Raw genomic sequence first — 18,999 nt, 5'->3', positions numbered from 1 at the left:
CGGAAATCGAAGGATCGCCGAGATGGATGCCACGACCCCCGCACGGGAGCTGACGCGTCATGTCGAGGCGCCCGCACTATCGCCCGATCTGCTGGCCCGGATGGACGCATACTGGCGCGCCGCCAACTATCTTTCGGTCGGACAGATCTATCTGTACGCCAACCCGCTGCTGAAGGAGACGCTGACCCAGGCGCACGTCAAGCCGCTGGTGGTCGGCCACTGGGGCACCACCCCGGGGCAGAACTTCATCTACGTGCACCTCAACCGGGTGATCAAGGTCTACGACATCGACATGATCTACATCGCCGGTCCCGGCCATGGCGGTCCGGCGCTGGTGGCGAACACCTATCTCGAAGGCTCGTACAGCGAGATCTATCCGGACATCAGCCAGGATGAGCCCGGCCTGCAGCGGCTGTTCAAGCAGTTCTCGTTCCCGGGCGGCATCTCCAGCCATGTAGCACCCACCACGCCGGGGTCGATCCACGAGGGCGGCGAGCTCGGCTATTCGCTCAGCCACGCCTTCGGTGCCGCCTTCGACAATCCCGGCCTGATCGTTGCCTGCGTGATCGGCGACGGCGAGGCGGAGACCGGACCGCTGGCTACCGCCTGGCAGTCGAACAAGTTCATCGATCCGATCAACGACGGCGCGGTGCTGCCGATCCTGCATCTCAACGGCTACAAGATCAGCAACCCGACCATCCTGGCGCGTATCGGCCACGAGGATCTCGAGCAATTCCTGCGCGGCTGCGGCTGGATGCCGTATTTCGTCGAGGGCGACGACCCGGCCACCATGCACGAGCTGATGGCCGCCGCCCTCGACCGGGCGATCGCCGACATCAGGCAGTTCCAGCAGACCGCGCGCAGCACCGGCGATGCATCCCGGCCGCGCTGGCCGATGATCGTGCTGCGGTCTCCGAAAGGCTGGACCGGACCCAAGGTCATCGACGGGTTGCAGATCGAGGGTACCTTCCGGGCGCACCAGGTCCCGATCCTGGTCGATGCGGCCCATCCCGGGCATGTCGCCGATCTCGAGGCCTGGATGCGGAGCTACCGTGCCGAGGAGCTGTTCGATGCCGACGGCCGGCTGATCGCGGAGCTCGCCGAGCTGGCGCCGTCCGGGACGCGGCGGATGGGCGCCAATCCGCACGCCAACGGCGGGCTGCTGCTGCGCGACCTGCGGATGCCGGACTTCGCCGAGCATGCAGTACAGGTGCCGTTGCCCGGCGCCGTGCACGCGCAGGACACGCTGGTGCTCGGGCAGTTCCTGCGCGACGTCGTCACACTCAACGCCCGCGGTCGCAACTTCCGGATCTTCGGTCCTGACGAGACCCTCTCCAACATGCTGGGCGCGGTCTTCGAGGTCACCAGCCGGCAATGGGACGCGGAACACCAAGGCAACGACGAGTTCCTGGCGCCCACCGGTCGCGTGCTGGATTCGATGCTCAGCGAGCACCAGTCCCAGGGCTGGCTCGAGGGCTACCTGCTGACCGGACGCCACGGCCTGATCAACAGCTACGAGGCCTTCATCCGGATCGTGGACTCGATGTTCAGCCAGCACGCCAAGTGGCTGAAGGTCACCCTGGAACTGCCGTGGCGCCGCAACATCGCCTCGCTCAACTACCTGCTCGCCTCGCATGTCTGGCAGCAGGACCATAACGGCTTCACCCATCAGGATCCTGGCTTCCTGGACCACGTCATCAACAAGAAGGCCGACATCGTCCGCGCCTACCTGCCGCCGGACGCGAACTGCCTGCTCTCGACCATCGACCACTGCCTGCGCAGCCGGCACTACGTGAACGTGGTCGTCGCCGGCAAGCATGCGCTGCCGCAATGGCTCACCATGGAGCAGGCAATCGTGCATTGCACGCAGGGCCTGGGCATCTGGTCCTGGGCCAGCAACGACCAGGACGGCGAGCCCGATGTGGTGATGGCCTGCTGCGGCGACACCCCGACGCTGGAGATCCTGGCCGCGGTGTCGATCCTGCGCGAGCATCTGCCGGAATTGCGGATACGCGTCGTGAACGTTGTCGACCTGATGAAGCTGCAGTCCAGCAGCGAGCATCCGCACGGCCTGAGCGAAACCGACTACGACGCGCTGTTCACCCGCGACAAGCACATCATCTTCGCCTTCCACGGCTATCCGTCGCTGGTACACCGGCTCACCTATCGCCGCTTCAACCGAAACCTGCACGTGCGCGGATACCTGGAGGAGGGCACCATCACCACCGCATTCGACATGCGTGTGCAGAACAAGCTGGATCGCTTCCACCTGGTCGAGGATGTGGTGGACCGGCTGCCCGGCCTCGGCACGCGCGGGGCGTATCTCAAGCAGCACCTGCGCGACCGGCTGATCGAGCACAAGCGCTATATCGATGCGCATGGCGAGGACCTTCCCGAGATCCGTGACTGGAAATGGGGCGCGCCCGCGTGACATCCGACATCCTCGTCGATACCGCCCGTACGCTGGTCGGCAGCGGGCGTGGCCTGCTCGCGATGGACGAGAGCGTGCCAACCTGCAACCGGCGGTTCGCCGAGGCCGGCATCCCGCAGACCGGCGAGATGCGACGGCGCTACCGCGAGCTGCTGGTCACCACGCCGCATCTCGGCGCCTGCATCAGCGGTGCGATCCTGCACGACGAAACCATCCGGCAGGCCACGGGCGACGGCACCCCCTTCCTGCAGGTGCTCGCGGAAGCCGGGATCGTGCCTGGCATCAAGGTCGATACCGGTGCGAAGCCGCTCGCCCTGCGTGACGGCGAGACGGTGACCGAGGGGCTCGACGGGCTGCGCGCGCGCCTGCAGGCGTATTGCGCAATGGGCGCGCGCTTTGCGAAATGGCGTGCCGTGCTGGCGATCGGGCCGCACACGCCCACCGCCTGCGCCATCGCGGTCAACGCCCATGCGCTGGCTCGCTATGCGGCGCTGTGCCAGGAAGCCGGCCTGGTGCCGATCGTCGAGCCGGAGGTGCTGATGACCGGTGCGCATTCCCTGGCCCGGTGCGGCGAAGTCACCGGCGAACTGCTGTCGTGCGTCTTCGAGCAGATCGGGCGGCAGGGCGTGCAGCTCGACGGCCTGGTCCTGAAGGCCAACATGGTGCTGCCCGGGCTGGACCAGCCGCCCGCAGGACAGGTTTCGGCGCAAGAGGTCGCCGACGCCACGCTGCGCTGCCTGCTCGCGATCGTGCCGCCGGCGCTGGCCGGGATCGTGTTCCTGTCGGGCGGACAGTCCGCCGAGCTGGCCTCCCTGCGGCTGAACGCGATCAACGCGCAGTCGACCGTCCCCAGGGCTCGCATCCCCTGGACGCTCGGCTTCTCTTTCGCCCGGGCAATCCAGCAGCCCGCACTGCACCTCTGGCAAGGCTTCGAGGCGAATACCGTGGCCGCGCAGCAGGTGCTGTTCCACCGGGCGGCCTGCAACCGGGCCGCCCTGCACGGCGCCTACGATCCCGGATTGGAGCGACGCCGCGTGCCGCCCTTCGACCTGGACGCCCTCATCGACGCGCCAGCGACCATGCAGGCGGCGCAATGATGCTGGCGTCGGTCGCGCCGGCCCGGATGCAGCACCAGGGTGGCGGCACGCTCGAGGACATGGCGTGCCCGGAGCGGCCACCCTTGTGCCTGTACCTGGTCCGGCATGGCGAGACCGCCTGGTCGCGATCTGGCCAGCATACCGGCCGCACCGACATCCCGCTCACGCCGGAGGGCGAGGACGAGGCGCGCGCCCTGCAGCCGTCGCTGGCCGCGATCGAATTCAACCGGGTGCTGACCAGCCCGCTGCTGCGCGCGCGACGCACCTGCGAGCTCGCCGGACTCGGCGGCGCGGCGCGACCGGAGCCCGACCTTCTCGAATGGAACTACGGCGACTACGAGGGACTTCGCTCGTCCGACATACGCGCGAAGCACGCCGGCTGGACTGTCTTCAGGGATGGCTGCCCGCGTGGGGAGACGCCCGAGCAGGTTGCCGACCGGGCCGACCGGCTGATCGCCAGGCTGCGCGCCGGGCATGGCAACATCGCCCTGTTCTCGCACGGCCAGTTCGCCTGCGTGCTGGCGGCGCGCTGGATCATGGCGCCGGTGCTGGCGGCCGAGCATCTCGCGCTGACCACCGCATCGCTCAGCATCCTGCGCTACAACCCGGCGCATCCGGATGTTGCGGTCATCGCACTGTGGAACGCCGCCCCGCCGTTCCTGCCACGCTTCGGAATGCTCACCGCGACGGATCCGGGATCGGCGTAAGGCTGCCGAGCACGAAGACGTAGGAGAGGATGCCGACGACCAGCACGACACCGGCTGCAAGGAATGCGCCGGTGAAGGAGTGGGTGGCGCCGACGATGTAGCCGGTAGTGATCGGGGCCACCGCGCCCATCAGGTTGTTCAGGAAATTCATGATCCCGCTGATCGTCCCGGTGGCGCCGCGCGGAGCGATCAGCGACGGGATCGACCAGCCGACCGGCGCTGCCGCGGCGAGGCCGCTGAGGGCGATCGAGATCCACGCGATCGCCCAGACCGGGCTGGTGGTGAGCGTGGCGCCGAACACCGCAAGACCGAGCAGCATTCCGGTCACCAGCACGGTCTTGCGCACAGGGGTCTCCGCGAAGCCCCTGGCGATCAGATGGTCGATCAGCCAGCCGCCGACGATCAGGTCGGCGACGGTCGCGCAGATCCACGGCACGGCGGCGAAGCCCGCGGATCGCAGGATGCTCATGTGCATCGTCTCGACCAGGTAGTTCGGCAGCCAGGTCAGGAACAGGTAGAACGAATATCCGTACGCGGCAAAACCGATGGTCAGCCCCCAGACCTTCCGGTTGCGCAGCAGATGGCCGAGCATGGCGATCTCGCCGCTGCGGGATGGCCCCTCGACAGCGGCGCCGCCGGCCTGGATGTAGGTGCGTTCCCTGGCGCTCAGCCACTTGTGCTTGCTGGGATCGCGATAGAAGGAAAAGAACGCCAGGAAATACAGGAAGCTCAGGCTCGCGGTGATCGCGAAGCCCCAGCGCCAGCCGAATGTCACCACGGCGACCGCGACCAGCGGCACGCCGATGACATTGGCGAACTTGGCGCTGGCATCGAAGATGGAGGTTGCCAGCGATCGTTCCTGGCGCGGAAACCAGTAGCCGGTGGCCTTCGCGCTGGCGGGGAAGCCGGGCGCCTCGGCCGCGCCGAGCAGGATGCGCGCGCCGAACATGCTGCCGAATCCGCTGGCGAACAAGGCCGTCGAAGCCGACACGATCGACCAGAACAGCGTGCTGCAGCGGTTGGTCCGGCTGACGCCGAAGCGGTCCAGGATCATGCCGGTCGGGATCTGCATCAAGGCGTAGGACCAGAAGAAACCGCTGAACAGCCAGCCGAGCTCGCTGTCGCTGAGGTGGAACTCCTGCCTGAGCTGGGGTGCGGCGACCGAGAGGTTGATGCGGTCGAAATAGTTCACCAGTACGCCGAAGCCGAGCAGCAGGCCGATGCCCCAGCGCAGGCGTGGCACGCGTCCGGTCGGCGCCTGACTGGCCGCCGGCAGCACGGCCGGGGCGCTGGCGCTCATGTCCGTGCCTCGGAAAGCCTGTGCGGAGCGGTGGCGATGGCGTCGCGCAGTTCGAGCTGATGTACGATGGTCGTTACGATATCGGCCGGATGAAGGCTGACATCCACGGTGATCGGCTGCTCGTCCGGTGTCGGCTCCTCGAGGGTTGCGAACTGGCTGTCCAGCAGCGCCAGCGGCATGAAATGCTCGTATCGCGCCGCCATGCGGCGGCGGATCAGGTCGTGCGATCCGCGCAGGTAGACCAGCGCTACGCCCGGACGGTCGTCGATGACGATATCCCGATAGGACCGTTTCAGCGCCGAGCAGGTCAGTACACCGGATTGGCCCCGGGCGCGCCAGCCGTCGATCTCTCCGGCGATGGCATGCAGCCACGGCAACCGGTCGGCATCGGTCAACGCCGTGCCGCCGTGCATCTTGCGCACGTTGGCCGCGGAGTGGAGCGCGTCGCCTTCCTGGAATTGGCAGCCCAAGGCGGCCGAAAGCAGCGCCGCCACGGTGGTCTTGCCCGATCCGGAGACGCCCATGACGACAACGATGACCGGCCGTGCGATCGTGTGCCGAAGCGCCGGCGACCACACCCGCCGCGCTGGTTGTTCAATGTCCACGATCGATCTCCAATCAGGGCAAGCGGGTCCGCAGGACGCCGTGCAATCGCAGCAACCAGGGTGCCCGCGGGAACCGTCACGGCGTAGCTTCGGAAAACACCCAACCGTCTGACCCGCCCATGAGGCCGATCAGGTCCGCTCCCGGCTCGCTGTCTCGCCGGCTGCGAGCTCGATGATCTCGGCGGTGATCTCCTCCTGCCTGACCTGGCGCTCGGTGGCCTGCAGCGTGTCGAGCTGGCGCTTGATCTGGTTGCGGGCGCTCGCCATCGCCTCCATGCGCGCCTCGTTCTCGGCGGCGAAGGCGTGCAGCGCGCAGGCACAGAGCTGGGCGTGGATGTTGTCGGCGGTGAGGGCTTCCACGAGCCGGGGCGGCGACAGCGTCAGCAATGGCGGATTTTCGTTGCGCGCGATGTCGAGGCTGTCCACATCCAGCGGGAACAGCGATCTGCGCAGGACCCGTAACGGCTCGCCCGGATCGCGTCGGCAGAACACCGCATCGAGCCGGTCGAGCTTGCCGGCGTCGATGCGTCGGTACAGCGCCTCGACGATCCGGTCCGCCAGGCGGGGGATCGCCGGCGAATGCGAGGGCAGCGCGATCCACCAGCCGGGCTGCACGCCGCGCTCGCGCGCCACCGACAGGCCACGCGTGCCGACCAGAAACAGTTCGGAGCGCCCGAGATCGCCGGCCACGGTATCGAGCACGTGCTCGCTATAGGGTCCGGCAAAACCCTGTTCGGCACAGAACAGGATCAGCGCCGGTCGTTTCGGCACCGGACTGCCGCCCGCCTGCGCCGGCGGCAGGAAGGCAAGGGCGCGACCCAGGGCGGCAGCAATGGAGTGGGAATAGCGGTCCACCGCGACCAGCTGGCCACGCGCCTGCTGCGCCCGGGCGGCGGCGATGCCGCGCATGGCATTCACCACCACGCCAAGCTGCCGGATGCCGTCGAGGCGGCCGCTGACCTCTGACAGCCGTCCGGTCAAGCGACGGCGGCCTTGGCCGGCCCGGCAGGTGGCGGGAAGCTCTTGGAATAGGCGAGCAGTACTTCGATCATGGTCTTCCGGCCTGCCTCGTCGAGGGTGCCGTTCACCTGGATCGACGCCACCAGGACAGCGGCGGACGCATCGAGCTTGGCGCCGAGCCCGCTGCGGAACCGGATCACATCCTCCAGGGTCAACTCGTCCAGCTGTCCGGCCTGTACCGCAAGCACCAGCGCCACCTCGTCCGCGAGGCGCAGCGGCGCATGCTGCGGCTGGTCCAGGATCGCCCGGATCCGCGCGCCGCGCGTCAGTTGCGCCCGCACCCGCTTGTCCGACATGCCGCCGAACCGGGTGAAACTCTCCAGCTCCAGGAACTGCGCGTAATCCAGCCGCACGGTCTGCGCGGCCTCGCGCAATGCCGGTGCCTGGGTCTTGCCGCCGACCCGGCTGACGCTGGTGCCGACATCCACCGCCGGCTTCTGGCCCGCATAGAACAGCTTGGCATCGAGCACGATCTGGCCGTCGGTGATCGAGATCAGGTTGGTGGGAATATACGCGCTGAGATTGCCGGCATCGGTCTCGGCGATCGGCAGCGCCGTCAGCGAGCCGCTGCCCTTGGCCTTCGACAATTTCGCGGCACGCTCCAGCAGGCGTGCATGCACGTAGAACACGTCACCCGGATAGGCTTCGCGGCCCGGCGACTGCCGTGTCAGCAGGGCGATCTCGCGATGGGTCGCCGCGTGCTTGCTGAGATCGTCGAACACGATCAGCGCGTGGCCGCCGCGATCGCGGAAATACTCCGCCATCGTCATGCCGGCGAACGGCGCGATCCATTGCAGCCCCGGCGGTCCGGCCGCATTGGCGACGACGACGACGCAGCGCTCGAACGCGCCGCCGACGTGGATCGCATCGATGGCGCGGCGCACGCTGGAGCTCTTCTGCCCGATCGCGACGTAGATGCAGACCATGTCGCTGGTTTTCTGGTTGATGATGGTGTCGATGGCGATGGTGGTCTTGCCGATGGCGCGGTCGCCGATGATGAGCTCGCGCTGGCCGCGGCCGAGTGCGAACAGCGTGTCGATCACCACCAGCCCGGTCTGCACCGGCTGCACCACCAGGTCGCGTTCGATGATCCCCGGCGCCGGCCGCTCGATCGGCATCGATTGCGTGCCGGTGAGGGGCCCGAGCCCGTCGAGCGGCCGGCCGAGCGGATCGACGACGCGGCCGAGCAGCGCCGGTCCGACCGGGATACGCACCACGTCACCGGTGCGGCGCACGATGTCGCCGGCCGCGATGCCGTCGGCGTCGTCGAGCAGCACGCAGCCGATGCGGTCGCGCTCCAGCACCTGCGCGAACCCGACCTCGCCGCCCTCGAAGCGCAGCAGCTCGTCGAGGCGGGCATCGGGCAGGCCGGAGACCTGCGCGATGCCGTCGCCGCTCGCCTCGACCCGGCCGACCTGCTCGGCGCGCGGACCCAACGAGGTTCGTGCCACCGCCTGCGTCGCCAGGGCGAGCCACGCATCCGCTGCGGCGACGCAGGCGGTGGCACCGGTCTCGTTCATGCCGCGGTCGGAACCGTGGCCAGCGGCAGCGGCGCATTGGAGGCCTTGGGCCGGGGGGCGGGCTGGCTCTCACCGGGAAGCTGGTCATGGATCCGGGCAAGGTCGGCCCGCCAGCTGTTGGCGACGGTGAGATGCGGCGCATGCAGCTCCAGTCCGCCGATCAGGCTCGCGTCGACCTTGAACCCGATCTCCGGCTGCGCGCCGATGGCGCCGTGGATCGCGGTGACGGCCACCGCGCGCGCCGCATCGTCGAGCGGTGCGTCGCTGACCGCGTCGAGGGTCACTCCATCCACGGCAAGCCCGGCGCGCACCGCTTCCGGCAGCGCCCGGATCGCCTGCACCAGGCTGTCGAGGAACAATGCCTGCACAGCGGCACCTTCGAGCCGGGTCGCGAGCCGGCCGGCCATTCCGATGGCAAGCTGGCCGGCGCGCCCTGACCACGCTGCGTCGGCTGCCTGCCGGCCGGCCTCGATCGCCGCCGTCGCCGCCGCCTGCAGTGCCAGGGCCTGGGTGCGTGCGGTGTCGAGAAGCGAGGCGCGCGCGGCCTCCGCGGCCTTGTGCGCATCGGCCAGGATCGTCTGGCGCTCGGCTTCAAACCCTGCGCGCGTGGTGACCGTGGTGGCCAGCGCAGCGGCGGCCTTCGCCTCGATCGCATGGGCATCGTCCACCGACTTGCGGATCGTCGCCTGCCTCTGCGTGATCATGGCGCTCACCGGCCGCCAGAAGAACCGCTGCAGCAGCCAGATCAGCACCAGCACGTTGACGGTCTGGAACCCGAGCGTCCACCAGTTGAGGGTCATGCGGCTATTTCAGCAGCGGGTTGGCGAACAGCAGCAGCAGCGCGATCACCAGGCAGTAGATCGCCATCGTCTCGATCATCGCCAGGCCGACGAACAGCGTGCGCGAGATCGTGCTGGCCGATTCCGGCTGCCGGGCGATCGCCTCCATCGCCGCCGCCACGGCACGGCCTTCCGCGAGCGCCGGCCCGATGGCCCCGAACGAGACCGCCATCGCGGCCGACACGATGCTGACGCAGGCCAACCAGTTCATTGCTTGTTTCCTTTGGGAGGCATCGCGCCGGCGATGAACACCATGGCCAGGATGGCGAAGATGTAGGCCTGCACCGCACCGGTGAGCAGGTCGAGCGCCATCAGCGGGATCGGGACCAGCAGGCCTGCCAGCGACAGCACGATGCCGACCACGAACACGCCGCTCATCACGTTGCCGAACAGGCGGACCAGCAGCGAGAAGGTGCGCGTGACGCTCTCGATGACGTTGAGCGGCACCATCACCAGGTTCGGGGTGGCGAAGGTCGCGAGATAGCCGCGTATCCCGCCGGCCTGCACGCCGAACCAGATCACCGCGAGGAACACCAGCAGGGCGAGTGCCGCATCGGTCTCCAGATGCGCCGTCGGCGGCCGCACGCCCGGGATCAGCGAGGACCAGTTGGCAACGAAGATGAAACCGAACAGCGTGCCGATGAAGGCGCGGTAGCGCCCGGGTGGCAACTGCATGGTGTCGCGTATCTGCTGGTCGACGGTGCCCACGATCAGTTCCAGCACCGCCTGCGTCCGTGTCGGCACCAGGGCGAGGTGCCGGGTCGCGAGCAGGCTGGCAGCCACCAGCACCGCCATGATCACCCAGGTCGCGACCACGTCACCGGTGATCGTCACCGGTCCGATCTGCCAGACCGGCGGACTGCTGAGCGGCGAATTCACGAAACGTCCGGCAGCGTGGCGAGCCGGGCGCGACGCAACAGCACGTAGCGGCCGACCAGCAGCCCGAGCGTCAGCATGAGGAGCGGCAACGCGCCCTGCAGGCTGGTCAGCAGCAGGATGCAGGCAAGCAACCCGAAGCGGCCGACAAGCAGCCCGACCGCCGACAGCGTCGCGCCGCCCGAGGCGAACTGGTCGGCGTTCCAGATGAGGGCTTGAAAATACAGCAGTCCGAGCACGAAGCCCGCGGCGGAGTAGAGCGTCAGGATCACGACGACTGCATCCAGCGCCAGGCGGACCAGCAGCCGAGTGCGGCGCCGAGCATCAGCAGCGGAGCGGTGCAGAACAGGCCCGAATGCAGCCAGCGATCCAGCCAGCGACCGAGGAAGATGCCAGTCAGCATGGGCAAGACGACGATCCAGCCGAGCACGCCGATCTGGCCGAGCCGGCGCGCCACCGAGCCGTCGCCGTCGCGCAGCCACAGCGAATGCCGCTCGCGGCGAAGGCGTGCGCCGGCAACCATGGGATCGGGAGGGTTGGGTCCCGGTGTCACCGTCATGAGAAGTCGCCCGAGCCCGGACCGCCCGGTTGCAGATGGCGGACGATCTGCCTGATCGCGTTGAGCTGCAGGCGCGTGCTGTCCACCCGCGCGCCACGATCCGCCTCGAGCTCGCGGTCGAACTGCGTCACGATGTCCCGGTCTAGATGCGCGAGATCGTCTCCCGGGACGGCTTCCCGCGTCGCGATGGCCAACTCCTGGCAGCCCGAGCCGCTCCGTCCGGTGACGGTCAGCACGCCGCCGCGCACGGCGCAGTAATGCCGGCCGCCGTCGGCGGAACACCAGCTCACCACCGAGACAACCAGGCTGGTCAGGAAGTCGGCATGGCACGGCTGGATGCCGAAGCAGCCGCTCGCATCCTCGGCCGACAGCACCAGCACGCCGACCTCGTCGATCACCGTGTCGAGCGGCGTGGTGATGCGCAGCCTCACGCCGCGTGTTCCTTCTGGCGGGCCTCGTCGAGGGTGCCGACCATGTAGAGCGAGCGTTCTGCCCAGCCATCGGCCTCGCCGTCCAGGATGGCCCGGCAACCGGCGAGGGTATCGGCACGGCTGACGCTGCGGCCCGGCATGCCGGTGAAGGCCTCGGTCACCACGAAGGGCTGGCTCAGGAAGCGTTGCAGCCGCCGCGCACGCCCGACCACGAGGCGGTCGCCGGCGGCCAGCTCCTCGACGCCCAGCAACGCGATGATGTCCTCGAGGTCCTTGAAACGCGCCAGTGCCTCGCGCGCCCGTTCGGCGATGCGATAATGCTCCTCGCCGACCACCAGTGGATCGAGCAGCACCGAGGAGGAGGCCAGCGGATCGATCGCCGGATAGAAGCCCTCCGCCGCGAGCTTGCGCGACAGCATGATGATGCTGTCGATATGCGCCGAGATCGCGGTGACCGCGGGATCGGTGAAATCGTCCGCCGGGACATAGACCGCCTGGATTGCGGTTACCGACGCACCGGCGACGGAGGCGATCCGTTCCTCGAGTGCCGCGACCTCGGTGGCCAGGGTCGGCTGGTAGCCGACACGCGACGGCAGCCGGCCGAGCAGGCTCGACAGCTCGCTGCCGGCTTGCACGAAGCGGAACACGTTGTCCATCAGCAGCAGCACGTTCTGGTGCTTCTGGTCGCGGAAATATTCGGCAATGGTGAGGGCGGTGAGCGGCACCCGCCAGCGCGCCCCGGGCGGCTCGTTCATCTGGCCGTAGACCAGTACCGTGCGCGCGAGCACGCCGGAGCCCTGCATGTCGGTCAGCAGTTCGTGGCCCTCGCGCGACCGCTCGCCGACGCCGGCGAACACCGAGATGCCCTTGTATTTTTCCACCGTGGCGTGGATCAGCTCCATCACCAGCACCGTCTTGCCGACACCGGCGCCGCCGAACATCGCCGCCTTGCCGCCCTGCGCGATCGGCGCCAGCAGGTCGATGACCTTGATGCCGGTCTCGAACAGCACGGTCGCCGAGGTCTCGTCCTTCAGGGCGGGCGGCGACGCGTGGATGCCGCGCACGGGGCAGTCCGCCGGGAGTGGCGGACCACCGTCGCGAATGTTGCCGGTGACGTCGAGCAGGCGGCCGAGCACCGCATCCCCGACCGGCACGGTGACCGGCGCACCGGTCGGCCGCACCTTCGCGTTCCGCGACAGGCCGCCGGTGGCCTGCAGCGCGACACCACGCACGGTGTTCTCGTCGACATGGCTGTGCACTTCGAGGACCAGCTTTTCCGGCCGGTCCCAGGCCACTACCAGTTCGGTATCGAGCGCGGGCAGCATGCCGTCATCGAAGCATACATCGACGACCGCGCCGCGTACAGACACCACCCGCCCGTTGTCCACTCCTGCTCAGCCGTGCGACTGCAGCAGCGGGGCACGGGCCGGCGCGGCTTCGGCATGGTCGTGCACCGACAGCATGGACGGATTGCCGAGCTGCAGGATGTCGCGCGCATGGGCGACTTCCGCCGCGGTGCCTCGGGCGGAAACCAGGAACTCGTCAGCCTTGATGGCGGCCTCGTATTGCAGGACGCTGTCCTTCGGAATGCCGGAGCTGAACAGCGCGGCGCCGATCGCGCCGAGCCCGCCGGTGAACGCGGCTCCCTCGACGGCGGAGACCGCCGTGGCGGCAAGGTAGCCGAGCACCACGACGTGCCCCACCACCGGGATCGTCATGAACAGGCCGCCGAAGAACAGGCCCCAGAGCCCGCCCCAGAATGCGCCGCGCGAGCCCCAGAACTTCACCCGGTCGGCGGTGGTGTAGAAGCCGACGACCTTCTCCTCGGTGTGGTAGCCCTTGCCGATGACGCTGAGGTGCTTCATGTCGAAGCCGCCTTCCGTGAGGCGCTTGATTGCCGCCTCGGCCGCGGCGTGATCAACGAACGTAGCGACCGCCGTTCCCTCGAAGCTCATGACTTCCTCCTGTTCCGATGCGCGTATGCTGGAGCATCCGCCGGACCTTCCGGTCGCGGCCGTGCCCTCGGATGCTAGGCAGGAGCGCTCGACTTCCGAAGCATCGGAAAACACTCAACCTCTGTTCGAGGGCAGGGGCTGGGTAGATGCCGACCCTGACGCCGGCTTGCGGGCCGCGGTAGCGACGTCGAACGGCCTGCATCGCCAGTACGCGCGTCCGTGCATGCAGGTCCTACCGGCGCCCAGGCTCTGCTGCGTGTTCCCGACCGTTATCGGGAGGCCCCGCATCCAGCGCCTTGTACCGGAGGACGCGAATGCCTGCGCAGAGTACCTCGAGAGCTCTTAACTGTTTGTTCATGCTTAGATGGCAGGAAGCCCGAAGGACTGCCGTCGCAGATTGGAAGAAAGTGATCGGGCATGCTGAAGGTCGAAGTCGACGGCGTTACGAAGTCCTACCACGACATCGACGATCCCTTCTTCATCGAGACCTTCCCGAAGATCAAGGACCATACCATCACAGCCATGGGTGGCGCCGAACCGACCTGGGCGCTCTACAAGTCGATCGAGTACATCGTATAGAACGACATACCGGGCGACATCGTCGAATGTGGTGTCTTGAACGGTGGATCCATCCTCCTCGCTGCGATGGCGCTGATCCATTTCGGCGATACATCGAGAAGGCTTTACCTCTACGACACCTTCAACGGGATGCCGCGTCCGGATGATATCGACAAACGCTGGGATGGAATCTCAGCTTTGCCGACTTGGGAAAGCTTCACGACGAGAGGTCAACCCTGGGGCTACGGCGGTACGATCGACGTGGTCCGCGAAGTCCTTCGCAAATCTGAATACCCCCAGGATCAGTTCATCTTCATGCCAGGTATGGTGGAAGATACGCTTCCCAATGCCTGTCATGCCAGCATCAGCCTACTGCGCCTCGATACCGACTTCTACAAATCCACGCTGCACGAACTCGTTCATCTATATCCGCTACTGGAAAGCAGGGGAATATTGATTATAGACGATTACGGGATCTTCCAGGGCGCAAGGAAGGCGACGGACGAATACATAGCGGAGGCCGATTTGAAGGTCTTCTTGTCGCGCGTCGATGAAAACGTCCGCTTGATCGTCAAGCCCTGACGTGTCCCGCCACCGTGAGCATGGGACCGCGCACCGAGGCGGGCGTGTGCAGTCGGTAATCCGGACCGCCGGATAGACATTCACGGGAATACTCGAACGACGCGTCCCTATGCGGCGCGCACTCCCACGATGAAGCCGCTCACCTCCGAGGAGAGCAGTTCGGCCCGTCGCGCGAGGTCGGCGGCCGCCTCCAGAACCTGCGAGGCGGCCGCTCCGGTCTCCTTGGAACCGCGACTCACGCCGGTGATGTTCATGGTCACCTCATGGGTGGCATGGGCGGTCTGTTGCACGTTGCGGGCGATCTCTGAAGTCGCCGCGCCTTGCTCCTCGACGGCGGCTGCAATGCACGCCGCTATGGCGCTCATCTCCTCGATGATGCCGGTGATACCGCCGATGGCGTCAACTGCCGATCCGGTGGAGGCCTGGATCTGGGCGATCTGCGAGCCGATGTCGTGGGTGGCTCGGGCCGTCTGCTGGGCGAGGCTTTTCACTTCCGAAGCGACCACTGCGAAGCCCCTGCCCGCCTCTCCCGCGCGGGCCGCCTCGATCGTCGCGTTCAACGCCAGGAGGTTGGTCTGGCTGGCGATGGATGCGATTAGGTTTACAACGTCGCCAATCCTGTGGGCACTCGCCGCCAGGGCCCGGACGACCTGGTCGGTCTGGCGAACATCGTTCACGGCCCTGTTGGTCACGAGTGCGGACTGTGCGACCTGCCGGCTGATCTCGCTGATGGAAGCGCTCAGTTCCTCAGCCGCGGAAGCGACCGTCTGGACGCCGAGGTCCGCCTCCGCCGCAGCCGCGGCCACATTGCCTGCCTGATCGTCGGTCGCGCGCGCGGTGCCAGTCATCGCCTCGGCGGTTCCTTCGAGTTCGGTGGATGACGACGCCAGCACGCTCACCACCTCGCCGACATTCGCCTCGAATTCTTTGAGCAATGCCTCGAGCCGCACCGAGCGTGCGGCCTTGGCCGCCTGCTCGACTTCCTGCTCAGCGGCCATGCGGGCGGCGCTTATCATGTTGTCCTTGAAGACCTGGACGGCGGCAGCCATGCAGCCGATCTCGTCACGACGTTCCGTGCCGGAAACCAGGACGGTCGTGTCCCGGTCAGCGAGGCGGCGCATGACGACTGTCATCGCCGTTACCGGTCTGGAAACGGCCCGGATCAACGACCAGCCCACACTCACACAGAGCAATGCCGCCAGGCCCATTGCCGCCTCGATCAGGCGCGTGCCGCTGTGCCCGAGTGCCCGGCCGCTGATTGCCGCTTCCTGTCCCTGCTTCATGTTGAAGGCGATGTCCGCGTTCAACGCGGTCCGGAAGCTGCGTATGCCGCGGCGCATTTCGCCGAAGAAGAATGCACTACATTTCGCCCGGTCGCCCAGCTTCATCAACTCGTCGAGCTGTGCCGCCTGCCCGACCACCTGCGTCCAGCCGGCGTCGATGGCCGAGGCGAGTTGCGCCTCGCTGCCAGGATCGATCAACGGGCCGTAGGCATCTCGAGTCGCGGCATATTCGTGATGAGCGGCATCCATGACGGCGCGCAGCTCCGGCAGATTGCTCGCGTTCCAGGCGAGCAGGGTCTGCCCGTCGGCGGAGCGGAAGCGCTCGGCGGCGACCGCCATCTGACCAAGCGCCCTGGTCGACGGGAGCGAATTGAAGCTGACCTGCTCGGTCACGGCGCTCAGCATGGCCAGACGCTCAACTGCGAAGCAGCCGAGCCCAGTCGCCACGACCAGGATCGCCCCGAACGCACAGGCCATCTTGGAACGGATGCTGATACTGGAGATGAAGTTCGACATGGTCCGCCTGTTGATCACTTGGGTTGTTGCCGGCCCGGTAGGCGAAGGCTGGAGCCGGGCGCGCGCGATAGCCGGTGGCGGCCAACCGGAGCGAAACACGCGGAGGTTCTTTCGCTGTGGTTGAATACTCTCCGGTTACCCTGGTGACCGTCTCGGGCGCTTCGGCCTTGGTCGGCAGCTAAATCGCCTGGGACAGGATGCTCGCCAGGGCCGATCGAGCAGCGAGGAAGTGGTACGCAAGACTGGAGTGGCCTTTACCCGGCGATTTGGGCACGTCCCCGAGGTCATCGTCTCGATCATGGGTTCCACATCGTCCGCAGCGTTTTCACAACGTAACCGTTCGGCCTTTACAGACCGTTAACCCGGGGCGGCGATGGTCTGGCCCGATATGACCAACGACAGTATGGGCGGCGTGATGCGCTTCACCTTCGAGGGATGAAGCCGATGATGGCGCTGTCGATCAGGTTGGATCTGTCACTTGCGGATCTGCGAGCTCGCGCCCGACCGCTCCCGGGTCCACGGTCAGCGGCCCGGGCTCTGGCGACTGCAAAAGCTTCGGACGAGATGCCGCGCCCGGAGGCAGTGCAGCCGGCTATGATGGAGAGAGAGGCGCTACGCGACGCAGGGACAGGATCTGAACCTGGGCGAGAGGGCGGACTGCCGACGCTTCGTCCGGCGCAGAGATGCTTCGATACCGGAGAGGCTGGTCAGCCAACGCCAGCCCTCCTCGAATCACCGGGTCCGCTAGGGACGCGTCGGAAAAGGAACTGTCATCCCACTCGCCTGGCAGCTTGCGAAGCATGTCATCGTCTCAGCGGGTCAATTTGGTGCCGGGTGAGGGATTCGAACCCCCGACCCCCTGATTACAAATCAGGTGCACTACCAGCTGTGCTAACCCGGCACGTCTATCCTCCAGTATGCCGGGTCGGCTAGGGTTCGCCAACCGGTCGACGCCGCCGGATCATCATCACTCGGGGAAGCGCGCGATGCGGCGTCTGGGCCTGCCGGCCATGCTGTTGCTGCTGGCAGGCTGCGCGGCGCAGTCGCGACCGATCACCATCGCCGCCGCCCTCGACGAGCTGCAGAGCCAGTTGCAGGCTGCCGGCGCGGTCAGCGTGGTTGGCGCCGGGCCGATCGTCTTCGCCCAGGCCGCGCGCGACGCGCAATGCCGCGCCCAGGCCGCCGATCCTGAGCTCCCGATCCTGACCCACGACATCACCATCGACCTCACCGGCAGTTTCACCGCCACCGGCGGCTTCGCGCTCGGCCCGTCAATCACCGGCGGGCCGCCATTCGGCCTGTCCAGCTCGCTCGCACGCGGCCAGACCCAGGGGCTCACCCTGCCGCTGACCTTCGCCGCCCTTTCCGAGCTCCCCGACGTGGCCGCAGCCCAGCGCGTCGCGCTGTATGCCGGGCTGCCGCCCAGGGCGCGCAACGCCAGCATCCGGCAGGTCCTGGCCGACCGCGACGCCCTGCGCCGGCAGACCCGTGCGCTGATCGCCAGGTTCGACCCAAGGCGTTGCCCGGCCTATCCCGCAAGCCCGGCTGGTCCCTTCCATCCGCTCTCGCGCCCGGCCGGCACCCATACGAGTTGAGGGTCCCGGATCGCGCTTGAACCACGCACGACGTCACGACGGCTGAAGGCCCATCACTACAGAGCCGGCCACCGAGGCCCTGCAGCTCCGGGTCGACCTGCAGCGGCCGACCCAAGCTCATTGGGCCACGCCATGTCGGCCAGTCCGCCTGACGAACCGCTAACCAACCGGATCGGTCCCGGCCGGCGCCCGTTCCCGCAGGAAGTCGGCGAGCCGCGCAAAATGCGGGCCGCGCGGGTCGGTCGCACGCCAGGCCATCCCGATCGTCCGGCCCGGCATCGCGCCGCCCGTGGCAGGATCGAGTGGCCGGGCCTGCAGCAGACCGTCGAGCAGGTCGGTGCTCTCGGTGATGCGGGTGGCCAGCTGCGGCATCAGCGTGTAGCCCTCTCCCGCCGCGACCATGTGGCGCAGCATTTCGAGGCTGCTGGCGTGCCGCGCATCGCCCCCCCTGGCGCCCGGCAGGCTGCAGAGCGAGACCGCCTGGTCGCGCAGGCAATGACCTTCCTCCAGCAGCAGCAGGTCATGTCCGGGCAGGTCGGTGGGCTGCACCGAGGCGGCATCGAGCAGGGCGTGTCCGGCAGGCAGCAGCAGCTGGAAGCGCTCGAAGAACAGCGCCCTGCTGTCCAGCTGCCCATCGCCCAGAGGCAGCGCCGCAAGCATCGCATCGAGCTGGCCGCGCTGCAGCTGCTCGACCAGCTCGACGGTGCGCCCCTCCTGCAGGCGCAGCTCGAGCCCCGGGAAGCGGTCGCGCAAGGCCCGCAGCACCAGCGGCAGGTAGTACGGACCGAGTGTCGGGATCACCCCGACCTGCAGCGGGCCGGCAAGCGGATCGCTACGCGCGCTGGCCAGTTCGAGCAGGCCGGCCGCCTCGCGCAGCACGATGCGCGCCTGGCGCAGCAGCGTCTCGCCATGGCTGGTCACCTCGATACGCCGGGCGGTGCGCTCGAACAGCCTGGTGCCGAGCAGCGCCTCCAGCTTGCGGATTTGCTCGCTGAGCGCCGGCTGGCTGACGCCGCACTGATCCGCGGCACGTCCGAAATGACGCAGTTCGGCCACCGCGAGCGCATATTGCAGATCGCGCAGCGACAGGCCGCCAAGATGGGTGCGTGTCATGGCGGTCTTGGC

The 18,999-nt window shown here is 67.7% G+C and carries 20 protein-coding genes and 1 tRNA gene; 6 read left to right on the top strand and 15 right to left on the bottom strand.

All coding sequences use genetic code 11. The features are described 5' to 3' along the window. Nucleotides 1-22: 22 nt before the first annotated feature. The 3 genes from FE263_RS04960 to FE263_RS04950 are packed head-to-tail and all read left to right on the top strand — an operon-like array spanning nucleotide 23 to nucleotide 4,235. Nucleotides 23-2,431 carry a phosphoketolase family protein gene (locus tag FE263_RS04960; protein ID WP_138324773.1) on the top strand — a complete coding sequence of 803 codons (2,409 nt, stop codon included), beginning with the start codon at nucleotides 23-25 and terminating at the stop codon, nucleotides 2,429-2,431. Then, on the top strand, nucleotides 2,428-3,528 hold the full coding sequence (locus FE263_RS04955; RefSeq protein WP_138324772.1) for a class I fructose-bisphosphate aldolase: 1,101 nt from the start codon (nucleotides 2,428-2,430) through the stop codon (nucleotides 3,526-3,528). The genes FE263_RS04960 and FE263_RS04955 overlap by 4 nt, the downstream gene beginning before the upstream one ends. After that, nucleotides 3,525-4,235, top strand: a complete 711-nt coding sequence (locus FE263_RS04950) for a histidine phosphatase family protein (RefSeq protein WP_240758987.1) — start codon at nucleotides 3,525-3,527, stop codon at nucleotides 4,233-4,235. The genes FE263_RS04955 and FE263_RS04950 overlap by 4 nt, the downstream gene beginning before the upstream one ends. Here the strand turns inward: FE263_RS04950 and FE263_RS04945 are convergent. The 12 genes from FE263_RS04945 to FE263_RS04890 all read right to left on the bottom strand — a co-directional run bounded on the left by FE263_RS04945 (nucleotide 4,207) and on the right by FE263_RS04890 (nucleotide 13,340). Then, nucleotides 4,207-5,535 carry an MFS transporter gene (locus FE263_RS04945; protein ID WP_138324771.1) on the bottom strand — a complete coding sequence of 443 codons (1,329 nt, stop codon included), beginning with the start codon at nucleotides 5,533-5,535 and terminating at the stop codon, nucleotides 4,207-4,209. The two genes, FE263_RS04950 and FE263_RS04945, sit on opposite strands and share 29 nt — an antisense overlap. Continuing rightward, nucleotides 5,532-6,140 carry a gluconokinase gene (locus tag FE263_RS04940; protein WP_240758986.1) on the bottom strand — a complete coding sequence of 203 codons (609 nt, stop codon included), beginning with the start codon at nucleotides 6,138-6,140 and terminating at the stop codon, nucleotides 5,532-5,534. The genes FE263_RS04945 and FE263_RS04940 overlap by 4 nt, the downstream gene beginning before the upstream one ends. A 129-nt stretch (nucleotides 6,141-6,269) precedes the next feature. Beyond that, entirely contained in the window at nucleotides 6,270-7,121 is an 852-nt protein-coding gene (locus tag FE263_RS04935; RefSeq protein ID WP_138324770.1) for a F0F1 ATP synthase subunit gamma, read from the bottom strand. Beyond that, nucleotides 7,118-8,680 (bottom strand): F0F1 ATP synthase subunit alpha, encoded by a 1,563-nt coding sequence (locus tag FE263_RS04930; protein WP_138324769.1) that lies wholly within the window; start codon nucleotides 8,678-8,680, stop codon nucleotides 7,118-7,120. Before FE263_RS04930 ends, FE263_RS04935 begins: the two co-directional genes overlap by 4 nt. Then, a complete protein-coding gene (locus FE263_RS04925) occupies nucleotides 8,677-9,480 on the bottom strand; it encodes a F0F1 ATP synthase subunit B family protein (protein WP_138324768.1) in 804 nt (267 codons plus the stop codon). The genes FE263_RS04930 and FE263_RS04925 overlap by 4 nt, the downstream gene beginning before the upstream one ends. Before the next feature lie 4 nt (nucleotides 9,481-9,484). Beyond that, complete coding sequence (locus FE263_RS04920) at nucleotides 9,485-9,730, bottom strand: F0F1 ATP synthase subunit C (protein ID WP_138324767.1); 246 nt, start codon at nucleotides 9,728-9,730, stop codon at nucleotides 9,485-9,487. Beyond that, complete coding sequence (locus tag FE263_RS04915) at nucleotides 9,727-10,398, bottom strand: F0F1 ATP synthase subunit A (RefSeq protein WP_138324766.1); 672 nt, start codon at nucleotides 10,396-10,398, stop codon at nucleotides 9,727-9,729. The genes FE263_RS04920 and FE263_RS04915 overlap by 4 nt, the downstream gene beginning before the upstream one ends. Next, nucleotides 10,395-10,667, bottom strand: a complete 273-nt coding sequence (locus tag FE263_RS22030) for an N-ATPase subunit AtpR (RefSeq protein ID WP_171033938.1) — start codon at nucleotides 10,665-10,667, stop codon at nucleotides 10,395-10,397. Before FE263_RS22030 ends, FE263_RS04915 begins: the two co-directional genes overlap by 4 nt. Continuing rightward, entirely contained in the window at nucleotides 10,664-10,954 is a 291-nt protein-coding gene (locus tag FE263_RS04905; RefSeq protein ID WP_138324764.1) for an AtpZ/AtpI family protein, read from the bottom strand. The genes FE263_RS22030 and FE263_RS04905 overlap by 4 nt, the downstream gene beginning before the upstream one ends. After that, a complete protein-coding gene (locus FE263_RS04900; protein ID WP_138324763.1) occupies nucleotides 10,951-11,385 on the bottom strand; it encodes a F0F1 ATP synthase subunit epsilon in 435 nt (144 codons plus the stop codon). Before FE263_RS04900 ends, FE263_RS04905 begins: the two co-directional genes overlap by 4 nt. After that, nucleotides 11,382-12,773 carry a F0F1 ATP synthase subunit beta gene (gene atpD / locus FE263_RS04895; protein ID WP_138324762.1) on the bottom strand — a complete coding sequence of 464 codons (1,392 nt, stop codon included), beginning with the start codon at nucleotides 12,771-12,773 and terminating at the stop codon, nucleotides 11,382-11,384. Before atpD ends, FE263_RS04900 begins: the two co-directional genes overlap by 4 nt. 6 nt (nucleotides 12,774-12,779) lie before the next feature. Beyond that, nucleotides 12,780-13,340, bottom strand: coding sequence for a general stress protein (locus tag FE263_RS04890; protein WP_138324761.1), 561 nt, complete (start codon nucleotides 13,338-13,340; stop codon nucleotides 12,780-12,782). A gap of 417 nt (nucleotides 13,341-13,757) precedes the next feature. Here FE263_RS04890 and FE263_RS22025 point away from each other — a divergent pair, with 417 nt between their 5' ends. Both FE263_RS22025 and FE263_RS04885 read left to right on the top strand, forming a co-directional pair. Then, nucleotides 13,758-13,919, top strand: coding sequence for a hypothetical protein (locus FE263_RS22025; protein WP_171033937.1), 162 nt, complete (start codon nucleotides 13,758-13,760; stop codon nucleotides 13,917-13,919). A gap of 6 nt (nucleotides 13,920-13,925) precedes the next feature. Continuing rightward, nucleotides 13,926-14,480, top strand: coding sequence for a TylF/MycF/NovP-related O-methyltransferase (locus tag FE263_RS04885; RefSeq protein ID WP_138324760.1), 555 nt, complete (start codon nucleotides 13,926-13,928; stop codon nucleotides 14,478-14,480). A gap of 107 nt (nucleotides 14,481-14,587) precedes the next feature. Here FE263_RS04885 and FE263_RS04880 read toward each other — a convergent pair whose 3' ends face one another. Together FE263_RS04880 and FE263_RS04875 are read right to left on the bottom strand one after the other, a co-directional pair. Next, nucleotides 14,588-16,279: a methyl-accepting chemotaxis protein gene (locus tag FE263_RS04880; protein ID WP_138324759.1), complete on the bottom strand. Its 1,692-nt coding sequence runs from the start codon at nucleotides 16,277-16,279 to the stop codon at nucleotides 14,588-14,590. 825 nt (nucleotides 16,280-17,104) lie between these two features. Beyond that, nucleotides 17,105-17,180: transfer RNA gene (locus FE263_RS04875), tRNA-Thr, on the bottom strand. An 85-nt stretch (nucleotides 17,181-17,265) separates the two neighbouring features. Between FE263_RS04875 and FE263_RS04870 the strand changes: the two genes are divergently transcribed. Continuing rightward, nucleotides 17,266-17,874: a hypothetical protein gene (locus FE263_RS04870; protein ID WP_138324758.1), complete on the top strand. Its 609-nt coding sequence runs from the start codon at nucleotides 17,266-17,268 to the stop codon at nucleotides 17,872-17,874. A 159-nt stretch (nucleotides 17,875-18,033) separates the two neighbouring features. Here FE263_RS04870 and FE263_RS04865 read toward each other — a convergent pair whose 3' ends face one another. Further along, a complete protein-coding gene (locus tag FE263_RS04865; protein WP_138324757.1) occupies nucleotides 18,034-18,987 on the bottom strand; it encodes a LysR substrate-binding domain-containing protein in 954 nt (317 codons plus the stop codon). Between the last annotated feature and the right edge of the window lie 12 nt (nucleotides 18,988-18,999).

The sequence above is a fragment of the Lichenicoccus roseus genome (genome assembly GCF_005844085.1).
Taxonomy (GTDB): Bacteria; Pseudomonadota; Alphaproteobacteria; order Acetobacterales; family Acetobacteraceae; genus Lichenicoccus; species Lichenicoccus roseus.
This window is presented reverse-complemented; position numbering and strand designations above follow the sequence as displayed.

Coding starts and splice junctions, on each gene's coding strand:
- FE263_RS04960 (WP_138324773.1), top strand. CDS start 23: ATGGATGCCACGACCCCCGCACGGGAGCTGACGCGTCATGTCGAGGCG.
- FE263_RS04950 (WP_240758987.1), top strand. CDS start 3,525: ATGATGCTGGCGTCGGTCGCGCCGGCCCGGATGCAGCACCAGGGTGGC.
- FE263_RS04945 (WP_138324771.1), bottom strand. CDS start 5,535: ATGAGCGCCAGCGCCCCGGCCGTGCTGCCGGCGGCCAGTCAGGCGCCG.
- FE263_RS04930 (WP_138324769.1), bottom strand. CDS start 8,680: ATGAACGAGACCGGTGCCACCGCCTGCGTCGCCGCAGCGGATGCGTGG.
- FE263_RS04925 (WP_138324768.1), bottom strand. CDS start 9,480: ATGACCCTCAACTGGTGGACGCTCGGGTTCCAGACCGTCAACGTGCTG.
- FE263_RS04920 (WP_138324767.1), bottom strand. CDS start 9,730: ATGAACTGGTTGGCCTGCGTCAGCATCGTGTCGGCCGCGATGGCGGTC.
- FE263_RS04905 (WP_138324764.1), bottom strand. CDS start 10,954: ATGACGGTGACACCGGGACCCAACCCTCCCGATCCCATGGTTGCCGGC.
- FE263_RS04890 (WP_138324761.1), bottom strand. CDS start 13,340: ATGAGCTTCGAGGGAACGGCGGTCGCTACGTTCGTTGATCACGCCGCG.
- FE263_RS22025 (WP_171033937.1), top strand. CDS start 13,758: ATGCTGAAGGTCGAAGTCGACGGCGTTACGAAGTCCTACCACGACATC.
- FE263_RS04880 (WP_138324759.1), bottom strand. CDS start 16,279: ATGTCGAACTTCATCTCCAGTATCAGCATCCGTTCCAAGATGGCCTGT.
- FE263_RS04870 (WP_138324758.1), top strand. CDS start 17,266: ATGCGGCGTCTGGGCCTGCCGGCCATGCTGTTGCTGCTGGCAGGCTGC.
- FE263_RS04865 (WP_138324757.1), bottom strand. CDS start 18,987: ATGACACGCACCCATCTTGGCGGCCTGTCGCTGCGCGATCTGCAATAT.